This window comes from Bacillus sp. SRB_331 (genome assembly GCF_003264175.1).
GTDB lineage: Bacteria > Bacillota > Bacilli > Bacillales > Bacillaceae_G > Bacillus_A > Bacillus_A mycoides.
This window is the reverse complement of the sequence record NZ_NADV01000029.1, coordinates 200,865-227,588: the sequence shown is the minus strand read 5'-3', so window position 1 is coordinate 227,588 and position 26,724 is coordinate 200,865. Positions and strand designations below refer to the sequence as shown.

Below are 26,724 nucleotides of genomic sequence, written 5' to 3'. Positions count from 1 at the left end.
ATAATTAAAAAGATTTCATTCACCGTAATATAAATAAAAAATAAAAATAAAGAGGCACTTAAATCTCTTCCTGCTACAAACATTAGTATTTTCAAATGAACTAACAAAGCATGATATGAAAATTATTGAGGAGTGATACTATGGAAATAAAGAAAATAGTTATCGATGAAATAAATATTGCGATCATAAAAAACGATAAGGTAGTAATTTCCGATGTTCAAACTGCATTGGATCTTATGGCAACAGTTCAATATGAAGTGGATGCCAAACATATTATTATTGATAAATCATGTATAAGTGAAAGCTTCTTTGACCTAAAAACACGGCTTGCGGGTGATATTCTTCAAAAGTTTATTAATTACAGCGTGAAAATTGCTATTATCGGGGATTTTTCTATGTACACTAGTAAAAGCCTAAAAGATTTCATTTATGAATGTAATAAAGGTAAGGATGTTTTTTTATTAGCAACTGAGCAACAAGCAATTGAAAAATTAAGCTCATTGAAATAAAGATATAAAATGTAATTCGAAAGAGGCATCCGTGATGGTGCCTCTTATTTGTATTTTTATATAAAAATGTTTTTCAAATTTAAATTTTGTACCGGTACAGTAACTGCAAATGTACATTGTTACAATATCCCTTCAAATTTACAATCAGCATATAGTATTTTAACTTATAACTTATTAAGGGGTGCTGAATATGACAAAGTTACAAGATCAACTCTTTACAAGATTAAACCTTGAAAAACGTACTGAAATAAAATTTGAAGAATTAAGTACAATACTCTTTGCATTTGCCCACACAATCCCGTTTGAGAATTTAAATGTAATAGCAAGTAATGCGAATACAATTTCTATGAAAAACTTACAAGAGAAAATTTTAACTAGTTCTCGAGGTGGGCTTTGTTATGAATTAAATACTCTTTTTTACTATTTTTTAAAAGATAGTGGTTATGATGTACAACTCGCACTAGGTACCGTATATAAAAATGATATAAACGATTGGGCACTTGAAGATGGGCATATAACAATTATTTTAAATTACGAAAACGTAAGGTACTTAATTGATGTAGGTATTGCTTCATTAGTACCTCTTGTGCCAGTACCGTTTACTGGCGAACTTGTTTCTTCTAAAAACGGTTCGTATCGAGTAAGACAAAAAGATACGAGTAAAGGAAACTATGTTCTAGAAAGAATAGATGTTGATGGAGAATGGAAAGTTTGTCATGCTTTTTATAAACATATTATTGATGAGACAGTAGTAAACGATGTTCAAAGAAGAGTGATAGAAGATGAGAAATCTATTTTCAATAAAGGACCCATTGCAGTAAAATTGACGAACTTTGGCCATATCTCATTAACGAATACTAGTTTAACTGAAATTATTTATGGAGAAAAAACGAAGCGTGAAATTACAGAAAATCAATATAAAGAGCTTTTATATACTTTATTTGCTATTGAGTTGTGAATATAAAAATAGCCGGTTCTTATTCAGAATCGGCTATTTTTATTATTTTTGGTTTAAATGGTTTTCGTCTAATATGTTTCGGAAACTGCGGTATAGTTAACGTTTTTAACGTTTCCTTAGCTTCTTCATATGTATGAAAAACTGGCTCTTTTCCATTATCTCCTTGCAAAACTAGCCCTTCATCTCGGATTACATATGGCATAAAACCACTCCTTATAGTAAAAAATTATGGTCTATTGAAACAGAATGATACGATTTCAAGTTTAATTTTCTTAATAGATATAATACACTAGAACAGTATAAAGAAGTATATAAAATGAATATTGGATGCAAAGGAAGATTATAATGTCAGTTATTGATAAATTGAAACTAAATAAGTATACAAATATGGTCGTAATTAACGAACCAAGTGATTATGACATTTTCACAGGTAAAGAAACCTCATTTTCAAAAGAACATGATGCTATTTTTATTTTTGTTGAAACACTTGATGAAATGGTGAAACAAACGAATTTTATTATTAGTAATGAAGAATTACTAATTGAAAAAGGTTACGTGTTTTTCGCATATCCGAAAAAAGGTAATGCTCGTTACAGTACGTTTATTCACCGTGATGAGATGTTTCCGGCATTAAACGTTGGAGATGATGGATATGTTGGGGAAAGCGAAATTAAATTTGCGCGAATGGTAAGTATGGATGATGTCTTTACAGTTGTAGGTTTAAAACGTGAAAAGAAAAAAGCGAAGAAAACACCTGCAGCGAGTCAATGTGTTGCTGATTATGCAGATCGTATTCAAGATGTTGAAGCATTATTGGCTAATCATCCAGCTGAACTTAATTTTTATCAAAGTTTAACTCCTGGTTATCAAAAAGATTGGGCACGTAATTTATTTTCAGTGAAACAAGAAAAAACACGCGATAAACGTCTTGAGAAAATGATTGAAATCCTTTCACAAGGCTATAAAACAATTGAATTATTCCGTAAGAAGAAAAAATAATGATTAGGAACGTCACAATGATGCAACAATTAATTACGTTGAGCACATTGAAAAAAGGATTCCTTTCAGTATACTAAAGTATGTTCTTATATTTAAATAATTAGCAAAAGAGAAAAGGTGTTTGAAATGAAATCGTATATTGTAGTTGGATCTGGGATTTTAGGGGCATCTACTGCCTATCATCTTGCTAAGGCTGGTGCGAAGGTTACTATTGTAGATCGTCAAGATTTAGGTCAAGCCACTGATGCAGCAGCAGGTATCGTCTGTCCTTGGCTTTCGCAGCGTCGTAATAAAGCGTGGTATAAAATCGTTAAGGGCGGTGCACGTTACTATTCTTCGTTAATCCAGCAATTAGAAGAAGACGGTGAAACGGATACAGGTTACAACCGTGTAGGTGCAATTAGTTTACATACTGACGAGAAAAAACTAGATCAAATGGAAGAACGAGCTTATAAACGACGTGAAGATGCACCAGAGATCGGTGAAATCACTCGCTTATCAGCTGAAGAAACGAAAAAATTATTCCCAGCATTATCAGAAGAATACAGTTCTGTTCATATTAGTGGCGCTGCACGAGTAAATGGAAGATCATTACGTAACGCATTAATAAGTGCTGCGAAAAAACATGGTGCTACTTTTATAAAAGGAGATGCTGTATTAGTTCGTGAAGGTAATCGTATTACTGGAGTTACAGTAAACGATGAAATAATTTTAGCAGAAAAGGTAATTGTAACTGCAGGCGCATGGGCGAATGAAATCTTGAATCCGTTAGGAATTAATTTCTTAGTTACATTCCAAAAAGGACAAATTGTTCATTTGCAAATTGAAAATACAGCAACAGAAAATATGCCAGTTGTTATGCCGCCGAACGATCAATATATTTTAACATTTGACAATGGCCATGTCGTAATTGGTGCAACGCATGAGAATGATACTGGTTTCGATCACCGTGTAACAGCTGGTGGTTTACATGAAGTATTCCATAAAGCGTTAACAGTAGCGCCTGGTTTAGAAGATGGTACAATGCTTGAAACTAGAGTTGGCTTCAGGCCATTTACGCCAGGATTCTTACCTGTTATTGGCCCACTCCCTAATTTTGAAGGCATACTCATTGCAAACGGATTAGGTGCTTCAGGATTAACAGCAGGTCCATACTTAGGATCAGAACTTGCGAAACTTGCGTTAGGGCAACCGATTGAATTAGATTTAAATGATTATGATGTTGCTGGGGCAATGGAATAGTAATAAACAAAAAGATTAGGAGTGATTTCCTAATCTTTTTGTTATGTTATTTGGGCGTAACTAAGTATTTTGAGAGGTAGGAGTTCTTTTAAACAAGTGGGATCACCACATCGCTATCAAGCTAAAAAAATAAATAATCCACAAAACGAAAATTTTTTGCTCTTTATAGCAACGAAGTGCATTTTTATCGTTTGAGGTATTAGAGAAGAAAGGGGGATTCGTTCAATATAGAGGCGAAAATACATATCAGAAATATAAACAATAGCCTCAAAAACTGGAGGCTATTCAATTTCACAATCTATTATGAGCAATTACAATAGGTAAGCTCTTTAAAGTCTGTCCCATCGCTGCATTCGTAAAATGATGAATAACATCAAAACCCTCAACTTGATGGATATTAGCGAACCGTTCCACAAATGAAATTAAAGCGATAGACGGGATCCCAATTAAAGTTTTTTAAACCTAATTGGACTTACCATTAAGAGAGCGAGGATTAATGTAATCCATGCATTGCTATATGAAAACAATCCCATACCGGCCAATGGTAATCCAGCAGCTGGAATAGGTAATCCCTTAAAATATCCAATGGTTGGTTTTACACTAAATTTAGCTAATCTTAAAGCACCCATCGTTGGGAAAAGGATAAATGCCAAAGAAGTTAAAATAGAAGGTGTTGCTATCGAATGAAATAAAAGTGCAGGAGCAACTCCGAAACTAACAATATCAGCTAAGGAATCCAATTGTACACCAAACTCACTGTTCACTTTTAATTTCCTCGCAATTCTTCCATCAAGGAGATCTAAAACAGCTGAAAAGAAAATAAAAATGGAGGCCACTTCCAAATAGTCACTCATATTCATGGTAATTGAAAAAACACCGCACAATAAATTTCCAATCGTAAATAAATTGGGTACAGCTTTTACTATTTGATTGAACAAGGTTGTCCCCCCTAAGTTGATCAAACTTCACGTTTATGTAGCATTTTCTATATATTCTTCCGTTATTCTTGAAAAAATATGACCACTGTATGCTAAGTAAATTTCGGCAAGAGAAAAACCGATTTCCTGTACGTTATGTTGGTTTATAAACATGTTTGATCAAAGGTAAGTCTATTACTGCTGATTTACCTTTGATCAAACATGTTTTTGAAAAAAAGAGTTATCAAAATAGGCTCTAAACATATTTTATAGAATCACTTTTTATAAAATATGTTTGATTATTTTCGGTACGCGTTGTTGAACATTAGCACCCGATAGTTGAAGTGCCGAGTAGTCAAGCATTTTCCTCCGGTTGGTGGATAAGACCAACCGCTCCGGTTTTAAATGTATTGTTTTTTATAAGTTTAAGGTTAATTTTGTCCGTAATTTCTTTAATAAAGGTAGTCCACTGCCTAAGACTACAGGAAACATATTAATCCGATATTCATCAATCAATTCAGGTAGTTTACGAAATTCTGGTTTTCCGCCAGAAAAGATTAGTTAGATATATTAATTATATAGTGGAACAAGATCATCGTTTTATTAAGAAACATGTGCGTTCTATTCTTGGATTTAAGTCCTATAAAACAACATCTACACACTAAAAGATGCATCATATCTTCATATAGTCATAAAATTAATTTGTAGTCGAAAATACGTAAAGAGCTGCTAGAATGAATTACTTAGAATACGAAGAATAAAGGAGAGAAGCGGAGTAAAAACTAAAAAAATTAGACAAAGAAAATGGAGAGATGAACTAAATGTTAAAGATCATCAAACATTTAAAACCATTTATTGCTTCCATCATTGCAGTTGTATGTCTTTTAACTGTACAGGCAGTATGCGATCTATCACTGCCAGACTACATGTCTAACATTGTCAATGTAGGGATTCAACAAAAAGGTGTAGAAAATGCAGTACCTGAGGTTATTCGTAAAAGTGAAATGGATAAACTTACGCTCTTTATGAATGAAAATGAGAAGAAAAAAGTTGCTGACAACTATGTGCTTTTAGATAAGAACAACCTCTCTCAAAGTGAACTAAAAAATGACTTAAAAGATTATCCGCAGCTTGATAAAGAGCCACTTTATAAGTTACATACAGAAGATAAAAAAATAATTAACGAACTTAACGATATCTTTGGGAAACCAATGTTAATTACACAAGGAATTGAAAAAGGTGGCTCATCTGCTTTCTCTCCTGCTGCGACAGGTGACAACAACACACCAGCGAAACTTCCGCCAAATTCAGATCCTTTTGCAATCATTGCGAAACTTCCTCAAGATCAAATCAATGCAATGAAAGAAAAGGCAGATGAAAAGTTTAAGAATATGCCAGGCAGCATGGTAACGCAATCAGCCGTTTCATTCATTGAGAATGAGTATAAAAAGATCGGTATCAATATAGATAAGCTTCAATCCAATTTCATCCTTACTTCCGGCGGGAAAATGCTACTTTTATCCTTAGTAAGTATGGCAGCTACCGTTATCGTGAGTTTACTTGCTGCAAAAGTAGCTGCAGGACTCGGCAGAGACCTTAGAAAGAAAGTATTCCGGAAAGTTACAAACTTCTCGAATGCGGAGTTTGATAAGTTTTCCACTGCATCTCTAATCACAAGAAGTACAAATGATATCCAACAAGTTCAAACACTTATGGTTATGATGCTTCGCATTGTATTCTATGCACCAATTTTAGGTATCGGCGGCATTATTAAAGTACTTACTACAGACCTTTCAATGGGATGGATTATCGCAGTTGCGGTAATTGCGATTTTAAGTCTAGTCATTGGTTTATTTAGCATCGCGATTCCTAAGTTTAAGCGTATCCAAAAGTTAGTAGATAAAATTAACTTAATCACTCGTGAATCTTTAACCGGTATGCTCGTTATTCGTGCTTTTAATACTCAAAAACATGAAGAAAAGAAATTTGAAAAAGGAAATCAAGATTTAACAAAAACAAATTTATTTGTAAGCCGTTTAATGTCATTTATGATGCCAATGATGATGTTTATCATGAATGCCGTTACTGTACTTATTATTTGGGTTGGATCACACCAAGTGGATATGGGACATATGCAAGTTGGTGATTTGATGGCATTTATGCAATATACAATGCAAATCATCATGGCCTTCTTAATGATTTCAATGGTATCTATTATGGTTCCACGTGCTTCAGTTTCCGCACAACGTATCGCAGAAGTTTTAGATACTGACATTACCATTAGTGATGTAAAAGAGCCGAAAACATTTGCTTCAGACAAGAAAGGTTACGTTGAATTTAAAAATGTTGGCTTTAGATACCCAGGTGCAGAAGAAGATGTGCTTTCCAATATCACCTTTACTGCAAAACCTGGTGAAACGACAGCTTTCATCGGAAGTACAGGTAGTGGTAAATCAACATTAATCAACTTAATTCCACGCTTTTACGATGTCACAAGCGGCCAAATATTAATAGATGGCACGGATATTAGAGAAGTATCTCAGAAGGAATTAAGAGAGAAAATTGGTTATGTACCGCAAAAAGGAGTTCTCTTCTCAGGTACAATCGAGAGTAATTTGAAATATGGTAAAAAAGAAGCAACTGAAGAAGAACTCGAAAAAGCGGCGGAAATCGCGCAAGCTATGGAGTTTATTAACGCGAAGCCTGAAAGCTTCCGCACAGAAATATCACAAGGTGGTACGAACGTTTCCGGTGGTCAAAAACAAAGACTTTCTATTGCGCGTGCTCTTACGAAAAAATCGGAAATCTTCATATTCGATGATAGTTTCTCAGCTCTTGACTTTAAGACAGACGCAGCATTGCGCAGAGCTTTAAACAATGAGATTACAGGAAGTACTATTTTACTTATTGCCCAAAGAATCAGTACAATCATGAATGCCGATAAGATTATTGTACTTGACGAAGGAAAAATAATTGGAACTGGTACTCATGAAGAGCTTATGGAAAACTGTGAAGTTTATAAGCAAATTGCTTTATCACAACTTTCAAGAGAGGAGTTGTCATCATGAGTGATAGAAAAATAGAAAATAGAAAACAAAGCGGCCCTGGTCCTGGCGGTGGCGGTCATATGGGCGGCGGCATGAGAAAGATTGAGAAAGCAAAAAACTTCAAAGGAACGATGAATAAACTCCTTCAATACTTGAATCCCTATAAATTATCAATCTTAATCGTTATCCTTTTCGCAATCGGCAGTGCAGCCTTTACAATCGTTGGTCCAAAAATTTTAGGAAACGCGACAACAAAACTTTTCGAAGGACTCGTAAGCAAAGTATCAGGAGCACCCGGTGCGGCCATTGACTTTACCTATATCGGAAACATTGTCATTTTACTCCTTGGATTATATATACTGAGCACTGTGTTTGGTATTATCCAGGGGTACATTATTTCTGGAGTAGCTCAAAAAGTATCTTATAACTTCAGAAAAGAAATCGATGAAAAAATTAACCGTATGCCGCTGAAATACTTTGATAAAACAACGCACGGCGAAGTATTATCGAGAATTACAAATGACGTAGATACGGTGAGCCAAACTTTAAACCAAAGTATGTCGCAAATCATCACATCCGTTATTACAATCATCGGTGTACTTATCATGATGTTATCAATCAGCTGGCAAATGACATTAGTGGCGCTTTTAATATTGCCAGTATCGATGATTCTCATCATGGCAGTCGTAAAACGATCACAAAAATACTTCAAATCCCAGCAAGAATATTTAGGACACGTAAACGGTCAGGTCGAAGAAATTTATAGTGGTCACAATATCGTAAAAGCCTTCAACAAAGAAGAAGAAGAAGTGAAAAAATTCGAAAAGGTAAATGATACCCTTTACCATTCCGCATGGAAATCTCAATTTTTATCTGGAATGATGATGCCGATTATGACATTTATCGGTAATATCGGTTACGTCGCTGTATCTATTTTAGGTGGATGGCTTGCGGTAAAGAGAACCATCGCAGTTGGAGACATTTTAGCCTTTGTGCAATATGTTAGAAGCTTTACGCAACCAATCGCTCAAGTAGCACAAATCGCGAACGTACTTCAATCTACTGCAGCTGCTGCAGAAAGAGTCTTCGAATTTTTAGAAGAAGAAGAGGAAGTGCCAGAAGCAGAAAATCCAGTGAAGCTGCAAAAAGTTCAAGGAGAAGTTACCTTCCAAGATGTTCAATTTGGATACAATCCAGATAAGATCATCATCAATAATTTCTCATCTAACATTAAACCTGGACAAAAGGTAGCAATCGTCGGACCAACCGGAGCTGGTAAAACAACGATTGTAAAACTGTTAATGCGTTTCTATGACATAAACAGCGGTGCAATATGTATCGACGGTCACGATATAAAAGACTTCACGCGAGAAGACCTGCGCAACATGTTTGGTATGGTACTTCAAGACACTTGGCTATTTAACGGCTCCATCATGGAAAATATACGTTACGGTAGACTCGATGCTACAGACGAAGAAGTAATTGAAGCAGCGAAAGCAGCTCACGTTCACAACTTCGTAAAAACATTACCAAATAAATATCAAATGGAACTAAACGAAGAAGCAAGCAACGTATCCCAAGGACAAAAGCAACTACTAACAATTGCACGTGCCCTTATAGCGGATCCGAAAATATTAATACTCGATGAAGCAACAAGCTCCATTGACACTCGTACAGAAGTACTGATTCAAAAAGCGATGGAAAACCTTATGGAAGGTAGAACAAGCTTTATTATCGCTCATAGATTATCAACAATACGTGATGCAGATTTAATCCTTGTCATGAAAGACGGAGATATTGTAGAACAAGGTAATCATGAAGAGTTATTGAAAGCTGATGGTTTCTATGCTTCGCTTTATAATAGTCAGTTTGAAGGTGCGGATGCTTCTTGAGTTAGGTGAAAGTCCATTTAAATAACTAAACCCACGAAGAAAATGCATTTTCTTCGTGGATTTTTATTATTTTTAAGGTTCTGTTACAAAATTTTAAAAAGTAAGCTAGACTTTTGCAAAACAGAGTGAGGAGAATGATAAATGGGATGTTTTAAAGGGAAACAATTTAAAAAGAACATTAGAAGATTAATTAATACATTCTTGTAATGTTTTAGTGTTTCTCCTCCTTCTCTTGTTTTATGAATATCTCCAAAGATAAGGAGCATTTCTTCCCGATTAATTGTTGCACAACGGATAACCGGTTTAATTAAAGGGAATTATCAAAAAGGGTACTATAAAATAGAACAAGCCAAAGAAATAGATAAGGAGTGAGCAAGCGATGGACAACATGATTAATACGGGCAGCTTTGGTTTACAAAGGGGACCTGATCAAAAAACGGTTGGCCAGTATTTGTTCGATTGCCTGAAACTCGAGGGCATTACCGAAATTTTTGGTGTCGCAGGGGACTATAATTTTACACTTCTTGATACTTTGGAGTGTTATAACGGCATCCGTTTTATAGAAGGACGAAATGAACTAAACTCGGGCTACGCTGCAGATGGCTATGCAAGAATCAAAGGAATATCGGCTCTTATTACGACATTTGGGGTCGGGGAGCTCAGTGCATGCAATGCGATAGCGGGAGCCAACAGCGAGCATGTGCCAATTATACACATTGTGGGTGCGCCTCCTGAGAAGGATCAAAAAGAGCATAAGCTTATGCATCACACCTTAATGGATGGGAATTTTGACGTTTTTCGCAAGGTGTATGAGCAGATTACGGCATATACCGCGGTGCTTACGCCGGAAAATGCCAAGATTGAAATTCAGACTGCGATTCGCATTGCTAAGGAAAAGAAAAAGCCGGTATACCTGGTTGTGGCTAATGATTTAGTGACCAAGCCAATTAAAGTCTGGGCAGAACCGGTACCACCACGTCCAACATCCAATCCGAATACCCTTCAGGCTGCAGTGAATCATGTCCGTCCGCTTTTGGAACGTTCCCAACGACCGGTTATCCTGGTGGATGTGAAAACGATGCGATTCGGCCTTCAGACAGCGACTCAGCAGCTAGCCGATGCAATGAATGTGCCTGTTGTAACGATGATTTACGGGAAGGGCGGATTCGACGAGAACCATCCAAATTATATCGGAATGTATTTAGGCTCTTTCGGGAGGACTGAAGTCCAAAGTACAGTGGAGAATGCAGATTGTATCATTGCGATTGGTATGGTATGGGCGGATACAAACACCGCAAGTTTTACCGCAAAGCTGAACCCACTGATAACTGTCAATATTCAACCAGATATAGTTAAAATCGCTGAGGCGGAATATCCGAATGTTCTTGCAGCCGACATGCTACTTGCCGTTCAGAAGGTGAATTATAAGGGCAAAGGTTTGACAAAAAAATTGTCATTCCCTTATGAGCAATTCACAACTACTGCCGACGGACCTCTAATGGCTGACGGCTATTATCCGCGTTTTCAGCGTATGCTGAAAGAGGGTGATATTGTAATCGCCGAGACCGGAACGTTCTATTATGGAATGGGAGAGGTAAGACTGCCGGGCAATGTAACATATATTGGACAAGGTGGATGGCAGTCCATCGGTTACGCAATCCCTTCGGCGTTTGGTGCTATTATGGCCGCGCCGGAACGCCGAGTATTGGTGTTTACAGGTGACGGTGCCTTGCAGCTAACGGCACAGGAAATCAGTTCTATGCTCTATTACGGCTGCAAGCCCATAATCTTTGTCTTGAACAACGATGGTTATACAATTGAGAAATATTTAAATGTCAAAACAGAGGATCAAAAGTACAACCAAATCCCTCGATGGTCTTACACCAAGCTGGCCGAAGTTTTTGGAGGTAACGCATTTACCGTTACGGTCCGGACCTATGGAGAGCTTGATCAGGCTATAATCCATGCTGAAAAGGAAAGCGCCGAAAGACTCTGTATAATTGAAATGATCGCAGGTAATCGAATGGACGCACCTGAATATATGCGACGGATGCGCAGTTATATGGAGAAGCAGGAAATGCAGCGCAGCCAGAAATAATATCCAATTCTCTAGTCCCTAATTGGATACTAATTGAACAGTTCTAATCATATTCTTTTAATAAAACGCAATTAAAGGGGTGTAAAGTAAGTTGACAAAAGTTAAGGTTAGTTTACGACCCATTGCAAGTAAGTTCAATTTACCTACTGTGTTAAAAACAACTATACTACCAGGTGACTCAATTGAAAGGTTATTTATTGCAACCCAGGTAGGAGAAATCTTTTACATAGGAGACGGAGTTATAAGGAATTTTTTAGATATTCGCCCGCGAATTATCAAATTAGGCACGTTTGAAGAAGGTGTCTCTAGTAGCGGTTATGATGAACGCGGATTGCTAGGACTAGCGTTTCATCCACAATTTTATCAAAACGGTTTATTTTACCTTCATTATTCAGTAGCTGGCACTCAAGGTCCGGGTGCCCTTTCTGAACCTTTTAAACCTAATCCGTGTGATCCGAAAACTTTAAACTTAAAGTGGGTAAATAGAGATACTCAATATGATCATATTGATACGGTTGAGGAATGGATTTTACAATCACATAGTCAACCTCAAAAACGGCGGACATTACTTAACATAAGAAGGCCCTTTTTTAATCATAACGGAGTCAATAGTTTAAACTTTTCACCTGAGAGTGGAAAACTTGTTTTTACAAATGGAGATGGTGGATCGGGTTATGATCCATTTAATTTAAGCCAGGATGATTTAGAAATAGCGGGCAAAATAATTGAAATTGATGTAAGTAAAAATACATTCATAAATAACCCTCCAGTAGTTACACGCTTTAATGAGTTTCCTTTATCTATACAAGAAACACTTACAGTAATTGCGAAAGGAGTTCGGAATATAACAGGTATTTCATTTCAAAGGTTTTATAATCAATATATCAAATATGCTGGAAATGTCGGGCAGGATATTGTAGAGTCTATTTTTTCGTTTGTTCATTATAAACCCATACCGGTTACCGAACTTGTTCAAACGCATTTAATGAGATCCACTCCCAATCAAGATGGATTTATTAATTTTGGTTGGCGAGGATGGGAAGGAGAATTTCCTACTTCTTTTATAAGGCACTGTTCTGAGAATCCTACTTTGGATGAGAGAACAATGGCTTATTATAATGAAACAATAGAAACATCAGTGAGGCGCATACAGCCCCTAATTAGTTATTTTCATAAAGATTCCAGAGCAGATAAGTTTGGAGGAACCTCACTTACAGGAGTACAACCATATATGGGAACTACAATTCCTAGTTTAACTGGTAGTATCGTGTTTACTGATCTTGCTAAGAAAGAAGAATCTCAGTCTCCAGTTAAAGGTGTTTTAGCATATACTAGGGCAAGTATAGACGATAAACGTAATGATTTTCATGTTATTGAAACCAATTATGATTTTGATTCTCAAGCAGCTTATTATATGAGCTTGGGAACAAATGGAGATCAAACTAGATTATATTTAGGGGTTTATGGATCTATGAAAGTAACGGATTTTAACAAAGGTACTATTTTTGAAATTGTTCCATGATACGGTATAAACTCTTAGTCTAAAAATATATGGAATTCATACTTTTTCAAACGCACGACTTAGCGCCTCTTAAAAAACCTTCTATGGATAAACATCTATTGTATAGTGATTCCTAACAAGCAGAAAGTAAAACATAACCAATAAGTATTTGAATGAAAATAGAAAGTGGTGAATTAGGTCTCTTTAGGGGGGAATTTGATGAATCGCTTTAGAAGCTATTGGTATCAATGGATGATAGAGCAGGATGCGAATTTTGTTCATAAAAAAAAGGTGACGCCTGCAAGTAGGTTAGTCATTACAGCATTACTCGGTTCATTTGCTGCTATTTTTCAATCTGCGGGGAACTTAATCCCTGGAATTGGGTTATTTATTAGTCCTTTCGCGACGCTACCGATTTTTCTGGCTATTTGTTATTCTATTCGTGAGGGAGTACTTTCTTATATTCTTACTATTTTCCTATTATTCATTATTGAGCCAAGTGAACTAATTGTCTTTCCCTTTACTACAGGCTTATTAGGTATAGCGTTAGGAGTATCCTTTTTACAATTCAAGAGGAGGATTTGGGTAATTTCCTTTTCAGCGATATGTCTACTTATAGGAATTATGATCATTCTCGATATCTTCCGTTTTCCTGTACTTGGTCCTACTATTCATACGACTATGGATATAAAAGTTATTACATTAATATTTATACTGAGTTTTTTATACTGCTGGATCTATGCAGAGTTGTGTAGAATAATAATGAATAGAGTATATAAAGTATGGTCTTAACAATTGCATAAAATCTTTTTGAACAAATACACTTTCTCATATATTTTTAAAAATTGGAGATGTAAGCCATGTATAACATTGAAATTAGAAGGCCGAATTCGAATGATTTAGATGAATTACATTTGTTTTTTCGTCTTGTTATTACTAATACATTTAAAAACGAAGGCTTATCACATCTATTAGATGACATAGAAAATGAAATTAACTCGAAAAAGAAATATTTAAAAAATGATTTTGATAGTAATGGAGAAAATCGTTATTTTTTATTAGCGATAGATACAAGTAACGATAAAATCATTGGAACGATTGAAATCGGTCCAGCAAGTGCATTGATTAATAGTTGTACAGACGGTGTACTTAAGGATTTGTATGAAATAGGAACTGTATTTATACTTCCGGAGTATCAAAGAAAAGGTATAGGGAGTTTACTACTAAATACAATGTATCTTACATTACTTAGCAGAGGAATAACCGAATGCTGTTTAGATAGTGGATACAAAAAAGCACAAAGTATATGGACAAAAAAGTTTGGAAAACCTAGTTATGTGCTGAAGGATTATTGGGGCGAATCAAACGATCATATGATTTGGAAAAAAAGTTTACATGATATACCTATAATATTTGAATTATAAAATAAAATATCTCTCTTAACATAGCTTTTCTTACATACTTATGCTATTATTTATCTTTATAATAAAAGAGGACGTGAATGAACTTGATTAAAATTAATATTCCTGAAGCTGATGTTTCCATTACTGAACGTAACCAAGTTATTAAAGGAGACGAGCCATTAATTACTCCAATTAACGGTTTTATCGATTTCCACTTGTTCCCTAGAGATAAAGGCGGCATTTTTATGTTTTACAATATTAATGACGAACTTCTTTTCGTAGGTAAAGCTCGTAAAATTAGACAACGTATTAAAAAGCATTTTGAAGATAATGTTTCACCAATTAAAAATCACCGTGATGAAGTATACCGCATTGATGCATGTATCGTAGAAGATCCAACAGAAAGAGAAATTTACGAAACTTACATTATTAATGAATATAAAGCAAAATATAACGTTGATAAAGTGTTCTATAAATAAGTAACAAAAAACAATCCTAGCACATATACTGGGATTGTTTTTTTGTGTTTCATTCCTCATTTCTTTCTCCTTTTTTAAAATGATTAGCAGCAATTAAACAGAAAAGCCCTATAAATAATGTTATTATTCCAAGCGTTTTATGTTTCCCTTCAAAAAAAGGAATATCCGAAATAACATTTGTCATACATAACCCAATAAACACAAGGATAGGTCCTGCCCAAAGTAATATATTGCCGAATTTTGTATGTTGCCACATAGTAACCCTCCTCACTCCTTTTTACATATATATCCATAAAATGAAAGTAAATTCATAGAGAAAAATAGTTTTTTTCATATCGAAAATTGAACCTTCATATATTGGTACAAGCAAACGAGAAAGGGGACCATCATGAATTGGTTAGAAGCTTTTATATTAGGGATAATACAAGGTTTAACAGAGTTTTTGCCGATTAGTAGTACAGGACATCTTTATTTAGGAAGGCATTTGTTTCAATTAGATGAAGCTGGATTGTTTTTAGATACGATGCTGCATATCGGGACTTTGCTTGCAGTGTTTATTTATTACAAAAAAGAATTTATATACTTAATTAAAAATCCATTTTCAAAACTAATGTTATTGCTTATTGTTGGGACGATACCTGCAGTTGTAATCGGATTGTTATTTAAAGACTTCTTTGAAGATATTTCAAAAACAGGTATTACGATTGGATGGGAGTTTTTAGTGACAGGTTTCTTTCTCTACATGGCCGATAAACAAAAAAACGGTCGTAAAAAAATGGATGACATTACATATAAAGATGCATTTATCATCGGTTCATTTCAAGCGGCTGCTATTTTCCCAGCAATTTCTCGCTCTGGTATGACAATCGTCGCTGCTTTATGGAGAAAACTAGACCGTGAAACAGCAGCATATTTTTCGTTTTTATTATCTACGCCAGCAATAGTCGGAGCAATCATCTTGCAATTTGCAGATGTTTATCAAGGGAAAGCAGAATCTATTTCTAGTACATCTTTAATTGTCGGCACGTTATCAGCAGCGTTTTTTGGTTACATAGCTGTTTCATGGATGATTCAATATTTAAAACGTCACTCCTTAAAAGTATTCGCGTATTACGTATGGGGATTAGGTATTTTAATTTTAACGTTGCAATTTACTCATGTGTTTTAATTTAGTAATTCTTCGTTTAGATCCTGTTTCATTCATACAAGGCAGGATCTTTTTTCATTAAGGGGGTAAATATGTTTAATAAGGCTATCGTTATTGGCGGAAGTATAGCAGGAAAACTCGCAGCAAAAGCATTATCAACTTCTTTTAAAGAAGTAATCATTATAGAAGTCAGCGAAAGATGGGATGGAAAAGCTTTGAGAAAAAGAGTTTCACAAAGTAATCATCCTCATGTGTTATTAAAAGGTGGAGAAAATGCAATCGAGGAATTGTTTCCTACTATTACTAATGAATTAATAGAAGCAGGCAGCATCGTAAATAACTTTACTCGTGATATAAAATGGCATCAATTTGGTTTATGGAAACAACCATTCATAGGAGAAGTGCATATGATTCAACAAAGTAGGCTTTTGCTTGAATGGCATATCCAAAAAAGAATTGATCAAATTTCAAATGTAATCATTAAATTTGGAACATTGGTTGAAGGGTTATTAGTAGATGGAAAGCTTAACAAAGTATGTGGAGTAAAAGCTAAATGTTTAGAGACTGGCACGCAAGAAGAAATTCAAGCAGATATTGTTGTTGATGCGAGTGGATTTGGTTCAAAAAGTATAGCGTGGTTACGTGAATACAATATCGAAGTGCAAGAAGAGAAAGTGCGTATCGATTTATTCTACGCAACTAAAATGTTTAAACTCAAAGAAAATGAGAAATTAGACTGCTGTAATATGCTAATGTCTCCAAGTTTCCCGGACAATCCGTATGGTGTACTTATTCAAACGATTGAGGATAATCGTTATTTTGTTACTTTCAGCGGATACGCAAATGAGAAAGCACCACAAACAGATGATGAGTTTTATGATTTCGCTGAAAATCTATCAATCCCTAACGTGACAGATTTTCTAAACAAAGCGGAGGCAATTTCAGATATCAAAACATACAAAATTCCTTATCAAGTACGTCGGCGATTTGATTTAGTTAATCATTTACCAGAAGGCTTGTTAGTAGTCGGAGATGCACAATGTCGTTTTGATCCCGTTTTTGGGCAAGGAGTTTCAGTTGCGGCTATGGAAGCTCACCAATTGCAGTTGCTTTTACAACGGAGACAAAGGCTTGATAAAGCATTTACACAGCAGTTTTATAAAGAAACTGCTAATATCATACAAACTCCTTGGGAAATGACTACAACGGAAATATCACGTCATCCTCAGCTAAAAAGAAAATTAACGATAAAGCAAAAATTTCAGCTATGGTATACGAAACAAATATATCAACTATCTGCAAGTGACTCTGACGTTTATATTCGATTAGTAAGAGTGATGAATTTAATTCGTAGTCCATTTCACCTATTTCATCCGAAAGTGCTACTCGCTGTATTACTGATGCGAAAGAAATAGCAGGAAAATAATCGGTTAAAAAAGAATATATAACAGTTAGTAGATATAGAAGGAGTAAGCGAGATGAAAATATACATAGAACAATTAAAGAAACAAGACGCTGAAGATTTATTTAACTTTGAACTCACGAACAAATCATTTTTTGAAACAATGGTACCAAGTCGTGGCTCTAATTATTACGTGTATGAATACTTTCAAAAGCAACTTGACGAACTATTAAAAGAACAAACTGAGGGGATTTCTTATTTTCATCTCATACGTAATACAGAAAAAGAAATTGTAGGACGTATCAATTTAGTTGATGTAGATAAGAAAAAACGAATTGGGTCGTTAGGCTACCGAGTTGGAGAGGATTTTACAAAAAAAGGAGTTGCAGCATCATCTGTAAAATTGATTTTGGCTCAAGCAAGAGTCTATGAAATTAATGAAATACATGCTATGACAACAACAAATAACATAGCTTCACAAATTGTATTAGAAAAGAACGGATTTTCTCGTGAAAAGGAAGCGGAGACAACTACTGTAGATTTAAACGGGGAAAACGTAAATTTCGTACATTATATTTGGAGGACTACTAAGGGTTAAAAATAATAGGGAGGGACATGTACATGAAGGATTTACGTTATCCAATAGGTCGATTTACTTACGTAGGAACTATTACAGAAGAAATAATTGATAAATGGATTCAAGAAATAGAGGATTTACCTAATGAACTAGCAAGAGCGATAAAAGATTTAGATCAGAAGCAGTTAGATACACCGTATCGCGTCGGTGGATGGACTGTTCGCCAAGTTGTTCATCATGTTGTTGATAGTCATATGAATAGCTACATACGCTTTAAATTAGCACTGACAGAAAAGAATCCAACTATTAAACCGTACAAAGAAGAAAAATGGGCAGAGCTACCTGACTCGAAATTACCAGTAGATGTTTCACTTGTAATGCTAGATTCATTACATAAAAGATGGATTAACTTATTATATTCTTTAGAACCGGCAGATTTAGAAAAGACATTTAATCATCCTGAATCAGGAGAAACAAAACTTGCTGCTGCAATTGGACTATATGCATGGCACGGTCGTCATCATACAGCTCATATTACTTCTTTAAGAGAGCGTTTAAATTGGTAACATTAGAGAAGGCGACAGAAATTGATGCAGCAGTTTTATTTCAAATGCAAATAGACTCATGTAGTCCTTTATTAAATAAATATAAAGACTATGAAACAAATCCAGCAAATGAATCTATTGAAAAAACTATTTTAAGAATAAATAATCCGAGCAACAACTTTTATAAGATGATAATAGATTCGAACCTTGTTGGAGCGATATGTATATCCCAAAAAGAAAGACCTTATAAATTTTGGATCAGTCCAATGTTCATTCATCCAATCTATCAAGGGAAAGGAATCGCTAAGAAGGTACTTATTTTAATTGAAGAGATGTTTCCAGAAGCACGGAGTTTTGAACTGGCTACGATTTTAGAAGAAGAAAGAAATTGTTTTCTATACGAAAAAATGGGGTATAAAAGAACAGAAGTAATAAAGAAATTAAATGATAAAACTACACTTATTTATTACAAAAAAGAAAGGTAAAGCATTTGAAATACGCTTTACCTTTTTATGTTATTTTAGATTAAATATACAAAAATAATGCATATTCTTCCAAAATACTCGGGTTAGTAATTTCGATAATGAATAAAAATACAGAAAGACGTTATTTCGTCGTATATGTTACTAACGCTTTTTGAATGCTTAAAATACTATCGTCACCTTTAAATTCTTTCGTAATTGGATCATCCATACTAGATACCCAAATTTTAAGCTCTGCATCTAAATCAAAATGCCCAGCTGTTTCAATGCTAAATTGTGTAATGCTTTTATAAGGAATAGAATGATACTCTGTTTTTTTACCTGATATTCCTTGTTTATCTACTAAAATAAGACGACGATTTGTAAATACGATTAAATCACGAATTAATTTATAAGCATGCTCAACTTTCTCATCGTCTAGCATAATTTTTTCTAAATCACGTTCAACGCTTTCTGTACTCGCACTTGATGCATTTCCTAAAATACCACTAAATAAACCCATATGAAATTCCTCCTTTATAATATGTGGAATGAGTTTCTTATATTGTACCATGCGAATGGCTAATAGATTATGACATTGCTTCAATAGTTTTTTGTTATTATTGCAACCAATTTATATAACCTCATCCTAAAATCTTGTGCTAACATATAATTAAGAAAACAGAAGTAGAGGGATATAGCATGAAAAATATCGGTTTAGTATTAGAAGGCGGCGGAATGAAAGGATTATATACTGCAGGAGTACTCGAATATTTTATGGAAAGGGACTTATTCTTTCCGTATGTAGTCGGTGTATCCGCCGGAGCGTGTATGGGAGCAACCTATTTATCACGTCAAAAAGGAAGAAATAAGAAAGTGAATACAGAGCTAGTAGCAGATCACAGGTATATATCTTATCGAAACTTAATTAGAAAACGTGAATTATTTGGAATGGATTTTTTATTTGATGAAGTACCAAACAAAATTGTACCGTTTGATTTTCAAACTTTCCTAAATTCAAATGAACAGTTTGTAATCGGAACGACTGATTGCGAATCAGGACAAGCAGTTTATTATAATAAAATAGAACACGGAAATGATATTTTAAAAATTATTCGTGCATCAAGCTCTGTGCCGTTTATAGCACCTGCTGTAGAATATGATAATCGAAAATTGTTAGATGGAGGGATTATAGATCCTATTCCAGTATTAAAAGCGCAAAATGATGGTTACCAAAAGAATGTTGTTATTATGACAAAGCCGGATGGATACGAGAAGCAGCGGAATAAATTTTCTGGGCTGGCTAAAATGTTATATAGAAAATATCCGAATATCGCACAATCTTTAGTAGAACATTATCGTTTTTATAATGAGACGATAACTTATATGAATCAAATAGAACAAAAAGACAATTTTTATATCATTCAGCCTAGCGTACAGCTTCCTATAAGCGGAATAGAAAGAAATAAAGAAAAACTCGTTAATTTATATAATCTCGGCTATACAGATGCTCAATATCATTATGAAAAATTATTAAATTGGATAGAGAAATAAAGGGGTGGAAAGTTGCTATTAGGTAAAAAGGTTATTTTTAATGAATTGCAGAAAATGCATTGTCCGCTGCTTAAACCGTTTCCGAATTGTGACCTTCGAAAAATACGAAAAGATTTTAATAATATGTTTACAGAAGATGATTGCATAAGCGCTGATTTAAATTATTATTGGATGCATACAGCAGGTACTTTAAGTTACATACTTAATAACAACGAAAAGGAGATTGTGTTTGATCAAATAAAGTGGCTAAAGAAATCGTTTTTTGAATGTTTTCCGCAATATCGTTTTATAGAAACAGAAATTGTGAAGTATCCCATTTTGTATAGAGATTTCATGAATTATGAGAAGGCCCGGAAACTATTACTGTATTATCTTACTGAATAAAAATAAAAACGTACAAGTTATGCTGCTTGTGCGTTTTTTTGTTCATAAAAAATACAATTTTAATACCTTGTTTATATAGGGATTCTAATACGAAGAAAGAAGTACATATAGAATGATGTAAAGGAGGGAGAGGCGTTTAGATACCGTTTTCCTTTAATCCATTATCCAATTCGAATATAGTTATTTATGATAAAATATTTCGAGTGAAATCAAGTACTTATTATATCCAGTATTAAATAAGCTAAGCCAGGAGGAACAATAGTAACATGGAAAACGTGTCAAATATAGATAAATTGGAATCAATAAAATCTTTACAATCGACAATTCGTAAACTTGAAAATGCTTTTTCACAGATGACTCAAAAAGGAGCAAATACTACCTTAGTGAAAAAAAGGCTTAAAGCCGTTTGTATAGGGCTAGCAGTGTTAGAGAACGTGTGGAATCAAGAAAGTCATCGGTATAGCCAAGAAGAGTTAGCAGAAGCTCGTAATATCCTTGCTGGTTTGCTTCCATCAATTGAGAGAGCCTATGATAAGTCTAAGGCTGGTAGTCCTCAAAGAACACTTTTAGAAAGAAGAATAAAAGCGTTGGAACTTTCTATTCAGGCAATTGATAAACCTTCTAAATAAATAACTCATCTAAATACATAACATACTAATCCTAAATTTTATAAAAGCAATCTAGTGAAAAGAAAGAAATACAAAGGAGGCAGATGGGTGACTTCAATAATTAGTCCTAAGTTAGAGGAGCTTAATAATCAATTAAAAATAGGAAACGAGAAAGCAATTTATACTTTTTTGCATGAAATAAAGTCAAATAATACGCCACTAATAGAACAATGTCCTGTAGAAAATCAGTATAAGCTTATAACGTATATATGGTTAGGGGATCAAAAAACTGAAAACGTTTATGTATTCGGTAGTTTTCCTGGTTGGGATCTGTCTGTAAATCAACTACAACGGTTGTTACAGACAGATATTTGGTATGTAACGTTTAGGACGGATGAGAGTTTTATTTCAACGTACTATTTTTCAGTAAACGATTTTTTCGAAAATGATTGGATAAAGCGCAGTGAAAAGTACCAACTAGATTGATTTAATAAAAATACATTTGGAGAAGATGCCAATAAAGCGTCTGTGTTAAACATAGGAATGGAAGTACAGTATAGCAGTCGTTTTCCTTCAGATCATTATCCATCTGGAAAAATTGAAACATATTCTTTTCATAGTACGATTTTAAATGACACACGTAAAATTTATATTTATACGCCTCATGACTATTCTCACACTTCACATCTTCAAGAACTTCTCATTGTGTTTGATGGGAATTCATTCATTAATAACCTTTCAATCGCAAGAACACTCAATTATTTAATATACGAAAAAGAAATCCCATCTTGTATTGCTGTTGCAATAGAACCCGTTGATCGACTAGAAGAGCTAACTTATAACGATAAAATGAATACATTTTTAACGGAGGAACTACTTCCATGGATTCAAGCTAGGTATCACGTATATCAAGAAAAGAATCATACAACAATTGCTGGTTTCAGTCTTGGTGGCTTAGCAGCTTTTTATGCAGCGCTTCAAAATCCACATGTTTTCGGAAACGTGTTGTCAATGTCTGGATCCGTGCATTGGAAAAAGGATGGTTATGAAAATCAAATTTCATCTATAGATTCTAATACGAGTCAACCTCATTTTTACATAGCAGCAGGAGAACTTGAAAACAAACCTCTTTTAACGGCTAATAGACGCCTGTATAAAGCTTTAAAAGAAAAAGGATACCAAATTACTTATGAAGAGTTTCAAGGCGGTCATGACGGTGTTTGGTGGCGAGAAAAGTTATTTGATGGGTTGAAAGCATTAAAACATACAAAAACCACACTATAAAATAAAAAGGAGAGAGAATCTATGAATCAAGATGAGCTAGATAAAAAACTTAAAAAACAAGAAATTTTAGTTAAAGATGAAAAAGTTTGGTCGTTCACGTATGAGGATCATATTAGCTCTATCGTTAAACAGGCAGAAAAGACAGGAGCGTTTAATGATTTACCTGGGAAAGGGAAACCTCTTAATCTTGATAAAGATCTTTCGTATAATCCTGACAAGCAACTTTATAGAACTTTGAAAAATAATCATGTTTTGCCTAGGTGGATTGAACTTTCAAAGGAAATAGATCATCTAAAAGAAAATTTAAAAGAACTAACGGATAATGTAGAAGCAGCTATGTTAATTACAACTATTAATAAAAAGGTCTCAGAACATAATTTACTTTGTCCGCCAAGTGCGCAAAAAATGAGGGTTAAAACGGATATTTAACGATTTTCAATGAAGTTATCTGTTGCTATATAATTAAGTAAGGCATTTTCAATTCATTATTAAGGGGAGGCAAATGTAATGAAGAATACGTATCAACTTCAAATTCAAATTCCGAAAGAACTAGAGCAGTATCGTAGTATTTTAGAAGAAAGTGTGAAACCTTATATTAAAGCGTCTGGAACATTAGCAGAGACAACGCTTTTTGAGAGTAAATTTGGTGGTTATCCGTATTTACCTATAGATCAAGAGCATCCTAAAGATTCAAATGGACAACCTATGATGTTACTTGCGCAGCTAAACTTTGAAGAAATGCCGCATGTTGAATATATGCCTCAAAAGGGTATGCTACAGTTTTTCGTAAGTGCTGAAGATGAGCTTTACGGAGCAGATTTTGATCATCCAACAATCCAAAAAGACTTTCGAATTATTTATCATTCTACAATTATAGAAGATTTAAATAAGGTTATTACTGATTTTAGTTATTTAAACACTTCAGAATTAGAGGACTTTATCATACCTGAAGCAGCGAAATTAAAGTTTGAATTGGGTTATCAGCCCGTAACATCAAGGGATTATCGATTTGAAAAGATGTTTAGTGAGGAAATTGATTGGGAAGAAATTGTTGATGAAGAAAATAATACAGAATTAGGCGAACTGTATGATGATTTATGTAAAGATCAAGGGCATAAAATTGGTGGTTATCCATTTTTCACACAGACAGATCCAAGGGAATGGGAAGAAAAATACCAGCAACATGATATATTATTGCTGCAAATCGATACAGATGATTCATTAAATATTATGTGGGGAGATTCTGGTGTTGCTAATTTCTTTATAAAGAAAGACGATTTATTAAATCTAGATTTTTCCAATGTTATTTACAATTGGGATTGTTACTAAAAATAGATAAATGGATTACTAGCTAGCAAAAGAAATCTTCCTGAAGGTGAGGAGGATTTTTTTACGTTAAAAATAAACGTTATGTTAACTAGAATGAAGAATACAATGAAAGTCAAGCGTAAATAAAAGAAATAACAACAAAAATATAAAATAATAAAACATATGTAATTAGCAATAAATCTATAAAGCAAAACATAAAATGAAATTTATCATTTGTATAGAAAAATTTATTTCGCATAAAAAAAATTCCGTGCTAATCAAAATTATTTTTGACTCGTTAAACGATAATTAATCGATTAAGATTTGCTGTGATTAATTTATAGCAAAATAAACGATAAAAACTGTAGAAATTCATTTAGATAAGATTTTATGTGAATCTCATTAAAAATACCCGTTTCGTCTCATTAAGTATAGTTTACTTGGTTTTTGATACAGGTAAACACTTACTCTATACAACTTCGTATAATATATATTATGTTAACTAGTAAAAAGTAATAAACTTATTATATGTTAGTTACGGTTGTTAGGCTCCCCTTTTTAATTGGGTTCATAATGTGTTGTAGATTGTGTGGTTATTTGTTTTTTAAGTTATTTATGTTGTGTTATTGATAAGAATGTTTCCGTGTATAATTTATATTTTAGTTAATAAAAAACGCAATTCGTTTAAAGTGAACGAATTGCGTTGATATGATTAAGAATAAGTTTTTAAAATTAGTTTGCTACAGCAATTGCTTCGATTTCGATTAATAATTTATTGTTAATCAATTTGTTAACTTCTACAGCTGAACTTGCTGGTGGATTGTTTGTGTTGATGTATTGATCTCGAATATCTCTAACAATGGCCATTTGAGAAATGTCCGTCAAGAAAAATGTTAATTTTACTACATCATTAAAATTTAAGTCTGAAGTTTTTAATGCGATTTTAATATTTTCAAATACTTGTCGTGTTTGTGTAGCTAAATCATCAATTCCAACTATTTGACCGTCAGTATTAATTGCTACTTATCCTGATATGTAAATGGTTCGTTTAGCATTACTAACTTCAACTACATGTGAGTATCCAAAAGTTGCTGGCATAGTTTCCGGATTGATAAATTTCTTTTGCAATGTACTTCTCTCCTTTTAATATCATACTTTCTGTATATCTTAATTCTAATTAGTTCCTGAACTATTATCTGTTGTTTCTGGATTATATTTAAACCGGTTATAATTCTTGTTTTTAGAAATCTTCTTGGTTCTTGATTTGTATAATTACGATTTGGAAACATTTTCGTTTCGCTCTTCTGTCGTTAATCCTGAAGCCATACCATAATCGCGTTCTATAAAATTATCCATTTCAATAAGATCTACTGGTATTAACATGTATGTATTTATGATTTCAGCTGTGTGCTTTGCTCTTGATAAAGGACTAGAAATAATAATGTCCCATTGTTTTTCACGTAAATACAAACCGCATTTTTCAGCTTGTTGTATACCATTTTTATTTAGCTTAATGTTCTCACGATCTTGGAGCTTTCCAATAGTATTCCACTCAGTTTCCCCGTGCCTAACTAAGCATATAACAGTCATACACGTATCCTCCTGCTACAATATGAAGTTAAATTCTATACATACAGTTTAAAGAATTATATATGTTTGATTTCCTCGAGAACTGCTTCTAATTACGTCTTGTTTTATTAATTCATTAGTTACTTTTGTATAGAAAAAGTGATACCACCATATAAAAAATTCTTCATAGGTTATTTCCATTGAGTATCTGTTGCTTACATAATATTCTTTAAGAGGTTGATCATTTTCCTTTAACAATAAGATTAATTCTTCACTAATTGTGTTAGCGATTCCGCAAAATATTCTTCAAGTATTTCCTTATTCGCAGTTATTAAATTCAAAGTTGTATATCGTGTGTTTCTATAAAGGCCAATTTGAACTTCTCCTAAATCTAAATACGTATTACCATACATTCCAAAGGACTCTTTGTCTGTTTGTTCTTGTTCTAGAATCGCATAATAATATCTTTTATTGTTTCTCAAAGGCCATTCTGTTTCTAAGCTGTTATAACCATACATGTTGGATAGTAACTCCCTTCTGTCTCATTCAATAAACCTTCTAGTTCTAATGCGTGCATTTGTTTTTCGAATTCCTCGTTAGTCCAATTTAGCTTCGTTTTTATAGTATTTGATTCTATGCCCAGATGGAGCATTACAAGTAAATATTGAAGGTTTGTTCCGCTTATTTTTAGAGTTGGATAATTGTCACCTGATGAAATCATTTTTGTCTCATAAGTTGTTTTAAGTATTTTCTCGGGAGAATAATTAGCATGCATTTTAAAATCCCTTCTTTTTTAGTAATTTAATTGTAAAATCTATGTATTTACTATGTTCTATAAAT

At 33.9% G+C, this 26,724-nt stretch carries 25 protein-coding genes and 5 pseudogenes; 23 read left to right on the top strand and 7 right to left on the bottom strand.

Annotation, left to right across the window (positions count from 1 at the left end):
• The first annotated feature begins 140 nt into the window (after positions 1–140).
• Both B5P42_RS19570 and B5P42_RS19565 read left to right on the top strand, forming a co-directional pair.
• Positions 141–509, top strand: coding sequence for a DUF4180 domain-containing protein (locus B5P42_RS19570; protein ID WP_113734988.1), 369 nt, complete (start codon positions 141–143; stop codon positions 507–509).
• Between the two features lie 190 nt (positions 510–699).
• A complete protein-coding gene (locus B5P42_RS19565) occupies positions 700–1,467 on the top strand; it encodes an arylamine N-acetyltransferase family protein (protein ID WP_060751159.1) in 768 nt (255 codons plus the stop codon).
• 19 nt (positions 1,468–1,486) lie between these two features.
• Here B5P42_RS19565 and B5P42_RS19560 read toward each other — a convergent pair whose 3' ends face one another.
• The gene (locus B5P42_RS19560) at positions 1,487–1,669 is read right to left on the bottom strand and encodes a hypothetical protein (protein ID WP_113734987.1); all 183 of its coding nucleotides are present in this window, start codon (positions 1,667–1,669) and stop codon (positions 1,487–1,489) included.
• Positions 1,670–1,812: 143 nt separating this feature from the next.
• Here B5P42_RS19560 and B5P42_RS19555 point away from each other — a divergent pair, with 143 nt between their 5' ends.
• Positions 1,813–2,466, top strand: coding sequence for a YdeI/OmpD-associated family protein (locus tag B5P42_RS19555; RefSeq protein ID WP_088033779.1), 654 nt, complete (start codon positions 1,813–1,815; stop codon positions 2,464–2,466).
• A 126-nt stretch (positions 2,467–2,592) separates the two neighbouring features.
• Positions 2,593–3,708: an NAD(P)/FAD-dependent oxidoreductase gene (locus B5P42_RS19550; protein ID WP_088033777.1), complete on the top strand. Its 1,116-nt coding sequence runs from the start codon at positions 2,593–2,595 to the stop codon at positions 3,706–3,708.
• Between the two features lie 446 nt (positions 3,709–4,154).
• On the opposite strand, the gene pssA is transcribed toward B5P42_RS19550, so the two are convergent.
• On the bottom strand, positions 4,155–4,646 hold the full coding sequence (gene pssA, locus B5P42_RS19545; protein ID WP_002085344.1) for a CDP-diacylglycerol--serine O-phosphatidyltransferase: 492 nt from the start codon (positions 4,644–4,646) through the stop codon (positions 4,155–4,157).
• Positions 4,647–5,179: 533 nt separating this feature from the next.
• Here pssA and B5P42_RS19540 point away from each other — a divergent pair.
• From B5P42_RS19540 to B5P42_RS19500, 8 genes and pseudogenes are all read left to right on the top strand, one after another.
• Positions 5,180–5,284 (top strand): annotated as a pseudogene (locus B5P42_RS19540) (IS6 family transposase); the annotation flags it as partial.
• A gap of 162 nt (positions 5,285–5,446) precedes the next feature.
• Complete coding sequence (locus tag B5P42_RS19535; protein WP_002013271.1) at positions 5,447–7,693, top strand: ABC transporter ATP-binding protein; 2,247 nt, start codon at positions 5,447–5,449, stop codon at positions 7,691–7,693.
• Entirely contained in the window at positions 7,690–9,564 is a 1,875-nt protein-coding gene (locus tag B5P42_RS19530) for an ABC transporter ATP-binding protein (protein WP_044441669.1), read from the top strand. Before B5P42_RS19535 ends, B5P42_RS19530 begins: the two co-directional genes overlap by 4 nt.
• 379 nt (positions 9,565–9,943) lie before the next feature.
• Positions 9,944–11,662 (top strand): alpha-keto acid decarboxylase family protein, encoded by a 1,719-nt coding sequence (locus B5P42_RS19520; RefSeq protein WP_113734985.1) that lies wholly within the window; start codon positions 9,944–9,946, stop codon positions 11,660–11,662.
• 91 nt (positions 11,663–11,753) lie between these two features.
• Positions 11,754–13,184, top strand: coding sequence for a PQQ-dependent sugar dehydrogenase (locus tag B5P42_RS19515; protein ID WP_113734984.1), 1,431 nt, complete (start codon positions 11,754–11,756; stop codon positions 13,182–13,184).
• Positions 13,185–13,382: 198 nt separating this feature from the next.
• Positions 13,383–13,955, top strand: a complete 573-nt coding sequence (locus B5P42_RS19510) for a YybS family protein (protein ID WP_113734983.1) — start codon at positions 13,383–13,385, stop codon at positions 13,953–13,955.
• A gap of 68 nt (positions 13,956–14,023) precedes the next feature.
• The gene (locus B5P42_RS19505) at positions 14,024–14,587 is read left to right on the top strand and encodes a GNAT family N-acetyltransferase (protein WP_002141923.1); all 564 of its coding nucleotides are present in this window, start codon (positions 14,024–14,026) and stop codon (positions 14,585–14,587) included.
• A gap of 77 nt (positions 14,588–14,664) precedes the next feature.
• Positions 14,665–15,045 (top strand): nucleotide excision repair endonuclease, encoded by a 381-nt coding sequence (locus tag B5P42_RS19500; RefSeq protein WP_001048946.1) that lies wholly within the window; start codon positions 14,665–14,667, stop codon positions 15,043–15,045.
• A 49-nt stretch (positions 15,046–15,094) separates the two neighbouring features.
• On the opposite strand, the gene B5P42_RS19495 is transcribed toward B5P42_RS19500, so the two are convergent.
• On the bottom strand, positions 15,095–15,301 hold the full coding sequence (locus B5P42_RS19495) for a hypothetical protein (protein ID WP_002141925.1): 207 nt from the start codon (positions 15,299–15,301) through the stop codon (positions 15,095–15,097).
• A gap of 132 nt (positions 15,302–15,433) precedes the next feature.
• On the opposite strand from B5P42_RS19495, the gene B5P42_RS19490 reads away from it, so the two are divergent.
• The 5 genes from B5P42_RS19490 (at position 15,434) to B5P42_RS19470 (ending at position 19,201) form a co-directional block, all read left to right on the top strand.
• Positions 15,434–16,213, top strand: coding sequence for an undecaprenyl-diphosphate phosphatase (locus tag B5P42_RS19490; protein WP_002085334.1), 780 nt, complete (start codon positions 15,434–15,436; stop codon positions 16,211–16,213).
• 71 nt (positions 16,214–16,284) lie between these two features.
• The gene (locus B5P42_RS19485) at positions 16,285–17,607 is read left to right on the top strand and encodes an FAD-dependent oxidoreductase (RefSeq protein WP_113734982.1); all 1,323 of its coding nucleotides are present in this window, start codon (positions 16,285–16,287) and stop codon (positions 17,605–17,607) included.
• Between the two features lie 63 nt (positions 17,608–17,670).
• Positions 17,671–18,192, top strand: a complete 522-nt coding sequence (locus tag B5P42_RS19480) for a GNAT family N-acetyltransferase (RefSeq protein ID WP_113734981.1) — start codon at positions 17,671–17,673, stop codon at positions 18,190–18,192.
• Between the two features lie 23 nt (positions 18,193–18,215).
• Positions 18,216–18,737, top strand: a complete 522-nt coding sequence (locus B5P42_RS19475; protein ID WP_088033757.1) for a YfiT family bacillithiol transferase — start codon at positions 18,216–18,218, stop codon at positions 18,735–18,737.
• Positions 18,677–19,201 carry a GNAT family N-acetyltransferase gene (locus B5P42_RS19470; protein WP_113734980.1) on the top strand — a complete coding sequence of 175 codons (525 nt, stop codon included), beginning with the start codon at positions 18,677–18,679 and terminating at the stop codon, positions 19,199–19,201. The genes B5P42_RS19475 and B5P42_RS19470 overlap by 61 nt, the downstream gene beginning before the upstream one ends.
• Positions 19,202–19,322: 121 nt before the next feature.
• On the opposite strand, the gene B5P42_RS19465 is transcribed toward B5P42_RS19470, so the two are convergent.
• Positions 19,323–19,700: a PH domain-containing protein gene (locus B5P42_RS19465; RefSeq protein ID WP_002065713.1), complete on the bottom strand. Its 378-nt coding sequence runs from the start codon at positions 19,698–19,700 to the stop codon at positions 19,323–19,325.
• Positions 19,701–19,879: 179 nt separating this feature from the next.
• Between B5P42_RS19465 and B5P42_RS19460 the strand changes: the two genes are divergently transcribed.
• The 6 genes and pseudogenes from B5P42_RS19460 to B5P42_RS19435 all read left to right on the top strand — a co-directional run bounded on the left by B5P42_RS19460 (position 19,880) and on the right by B5P42_RS19435 (position 24,336).
• Positions 19,880–20,731, top strand: coding sequence for a patatin-like phospholipase family protein (locus tag B5P42_RS19460; protein ID WP_113734979.1), 852 nt, complete (start codon positions 19,880–19,882; stop codon positions 20,729–20,731).
• Between the two features lie 12 nt (positions 20,732–20,743).
• On the top strand, positions 20,744–21,115 hold the full coding sequence (locus B5P42_RS19455; protein ID WP_113734978.1) for a YxiJ-like family protein: 372 nt from the start codon (positions 20,744–20,746) through the stop codon (positions 21,113–21,115).
• Positions 21,116–21,381: 266 nt separating this feature from the next.
• Positions 21,382–21,744 (top strand): hypothetical protein, encoded by a 363-nt coding sequence (locus B5P42_RS19450; protein ID WP_002127600.1) that lies wholly within the window; start codon positions 21,382–21,384, stop codon positions 21,742–21,744.
• 87 nt (positions 21,745–21,831) lie between these two features.
• Positions 21,832–23,007, top strand: a pseudogene (locus B5P42_RS19445) (alpha/beta hydrolase-fold protein).
• Between the two features lie 21 nt (positions 23,008–23,028).
• On the top strand, positions 23,029–23,436 hold the full coding sequence (locus tag B5P42_RS32810) for a DnaJ family domain-containing protein (RefSeq protein ID WP_002136558.1): 408 nt from the start codon (positions 23,029–23,031) through the stop codon (positions 23,434–23,436).
• Between the two features lie 78 nt (positions 23,437–23,514).
• On the top strand, positions 23,515–24,336 hold the full coding sequence (locus tag B5P42_RS19435) for a YwqG family protein (protein WP_113734977.1): 822 nt from the start codon (positions 23,515–23,517) through the stop codon (positions 24,334–24,336).
• 711 nt (positions 24,337–25,047) lie between these two features.
• Here the strand turns inward: B5P42_RS19435 and B5P42_RS19430 are convergent.
• From B5P42_RS19430 to B5P42_RS32805, 3 pseudogenes are all read right to left on the bottom strand, one after another.
• A pseudogene (locus B5P42_RS19430) lies at positions 25,048–25,443 on the bottom strand (RidA family protein).
• A gap of 71 nt (positions 25,444–25,514) precedes the next feature.
• Positions 25,515–25,905: pseudogene (locus B5P42_RS19425) on the bottom strand (histidine phosphatase family protein); the annotation flags it as partial.
• Between the two features lie 48 nt (positions 25,906–25,953).
• Positions 25,954–26,659: pseudogene (locus B5P42_RS32805) on the bottom strand (hypothetical protein).
• Positions 26,660–26,724 lie beyond the last annotated feature (65 nt).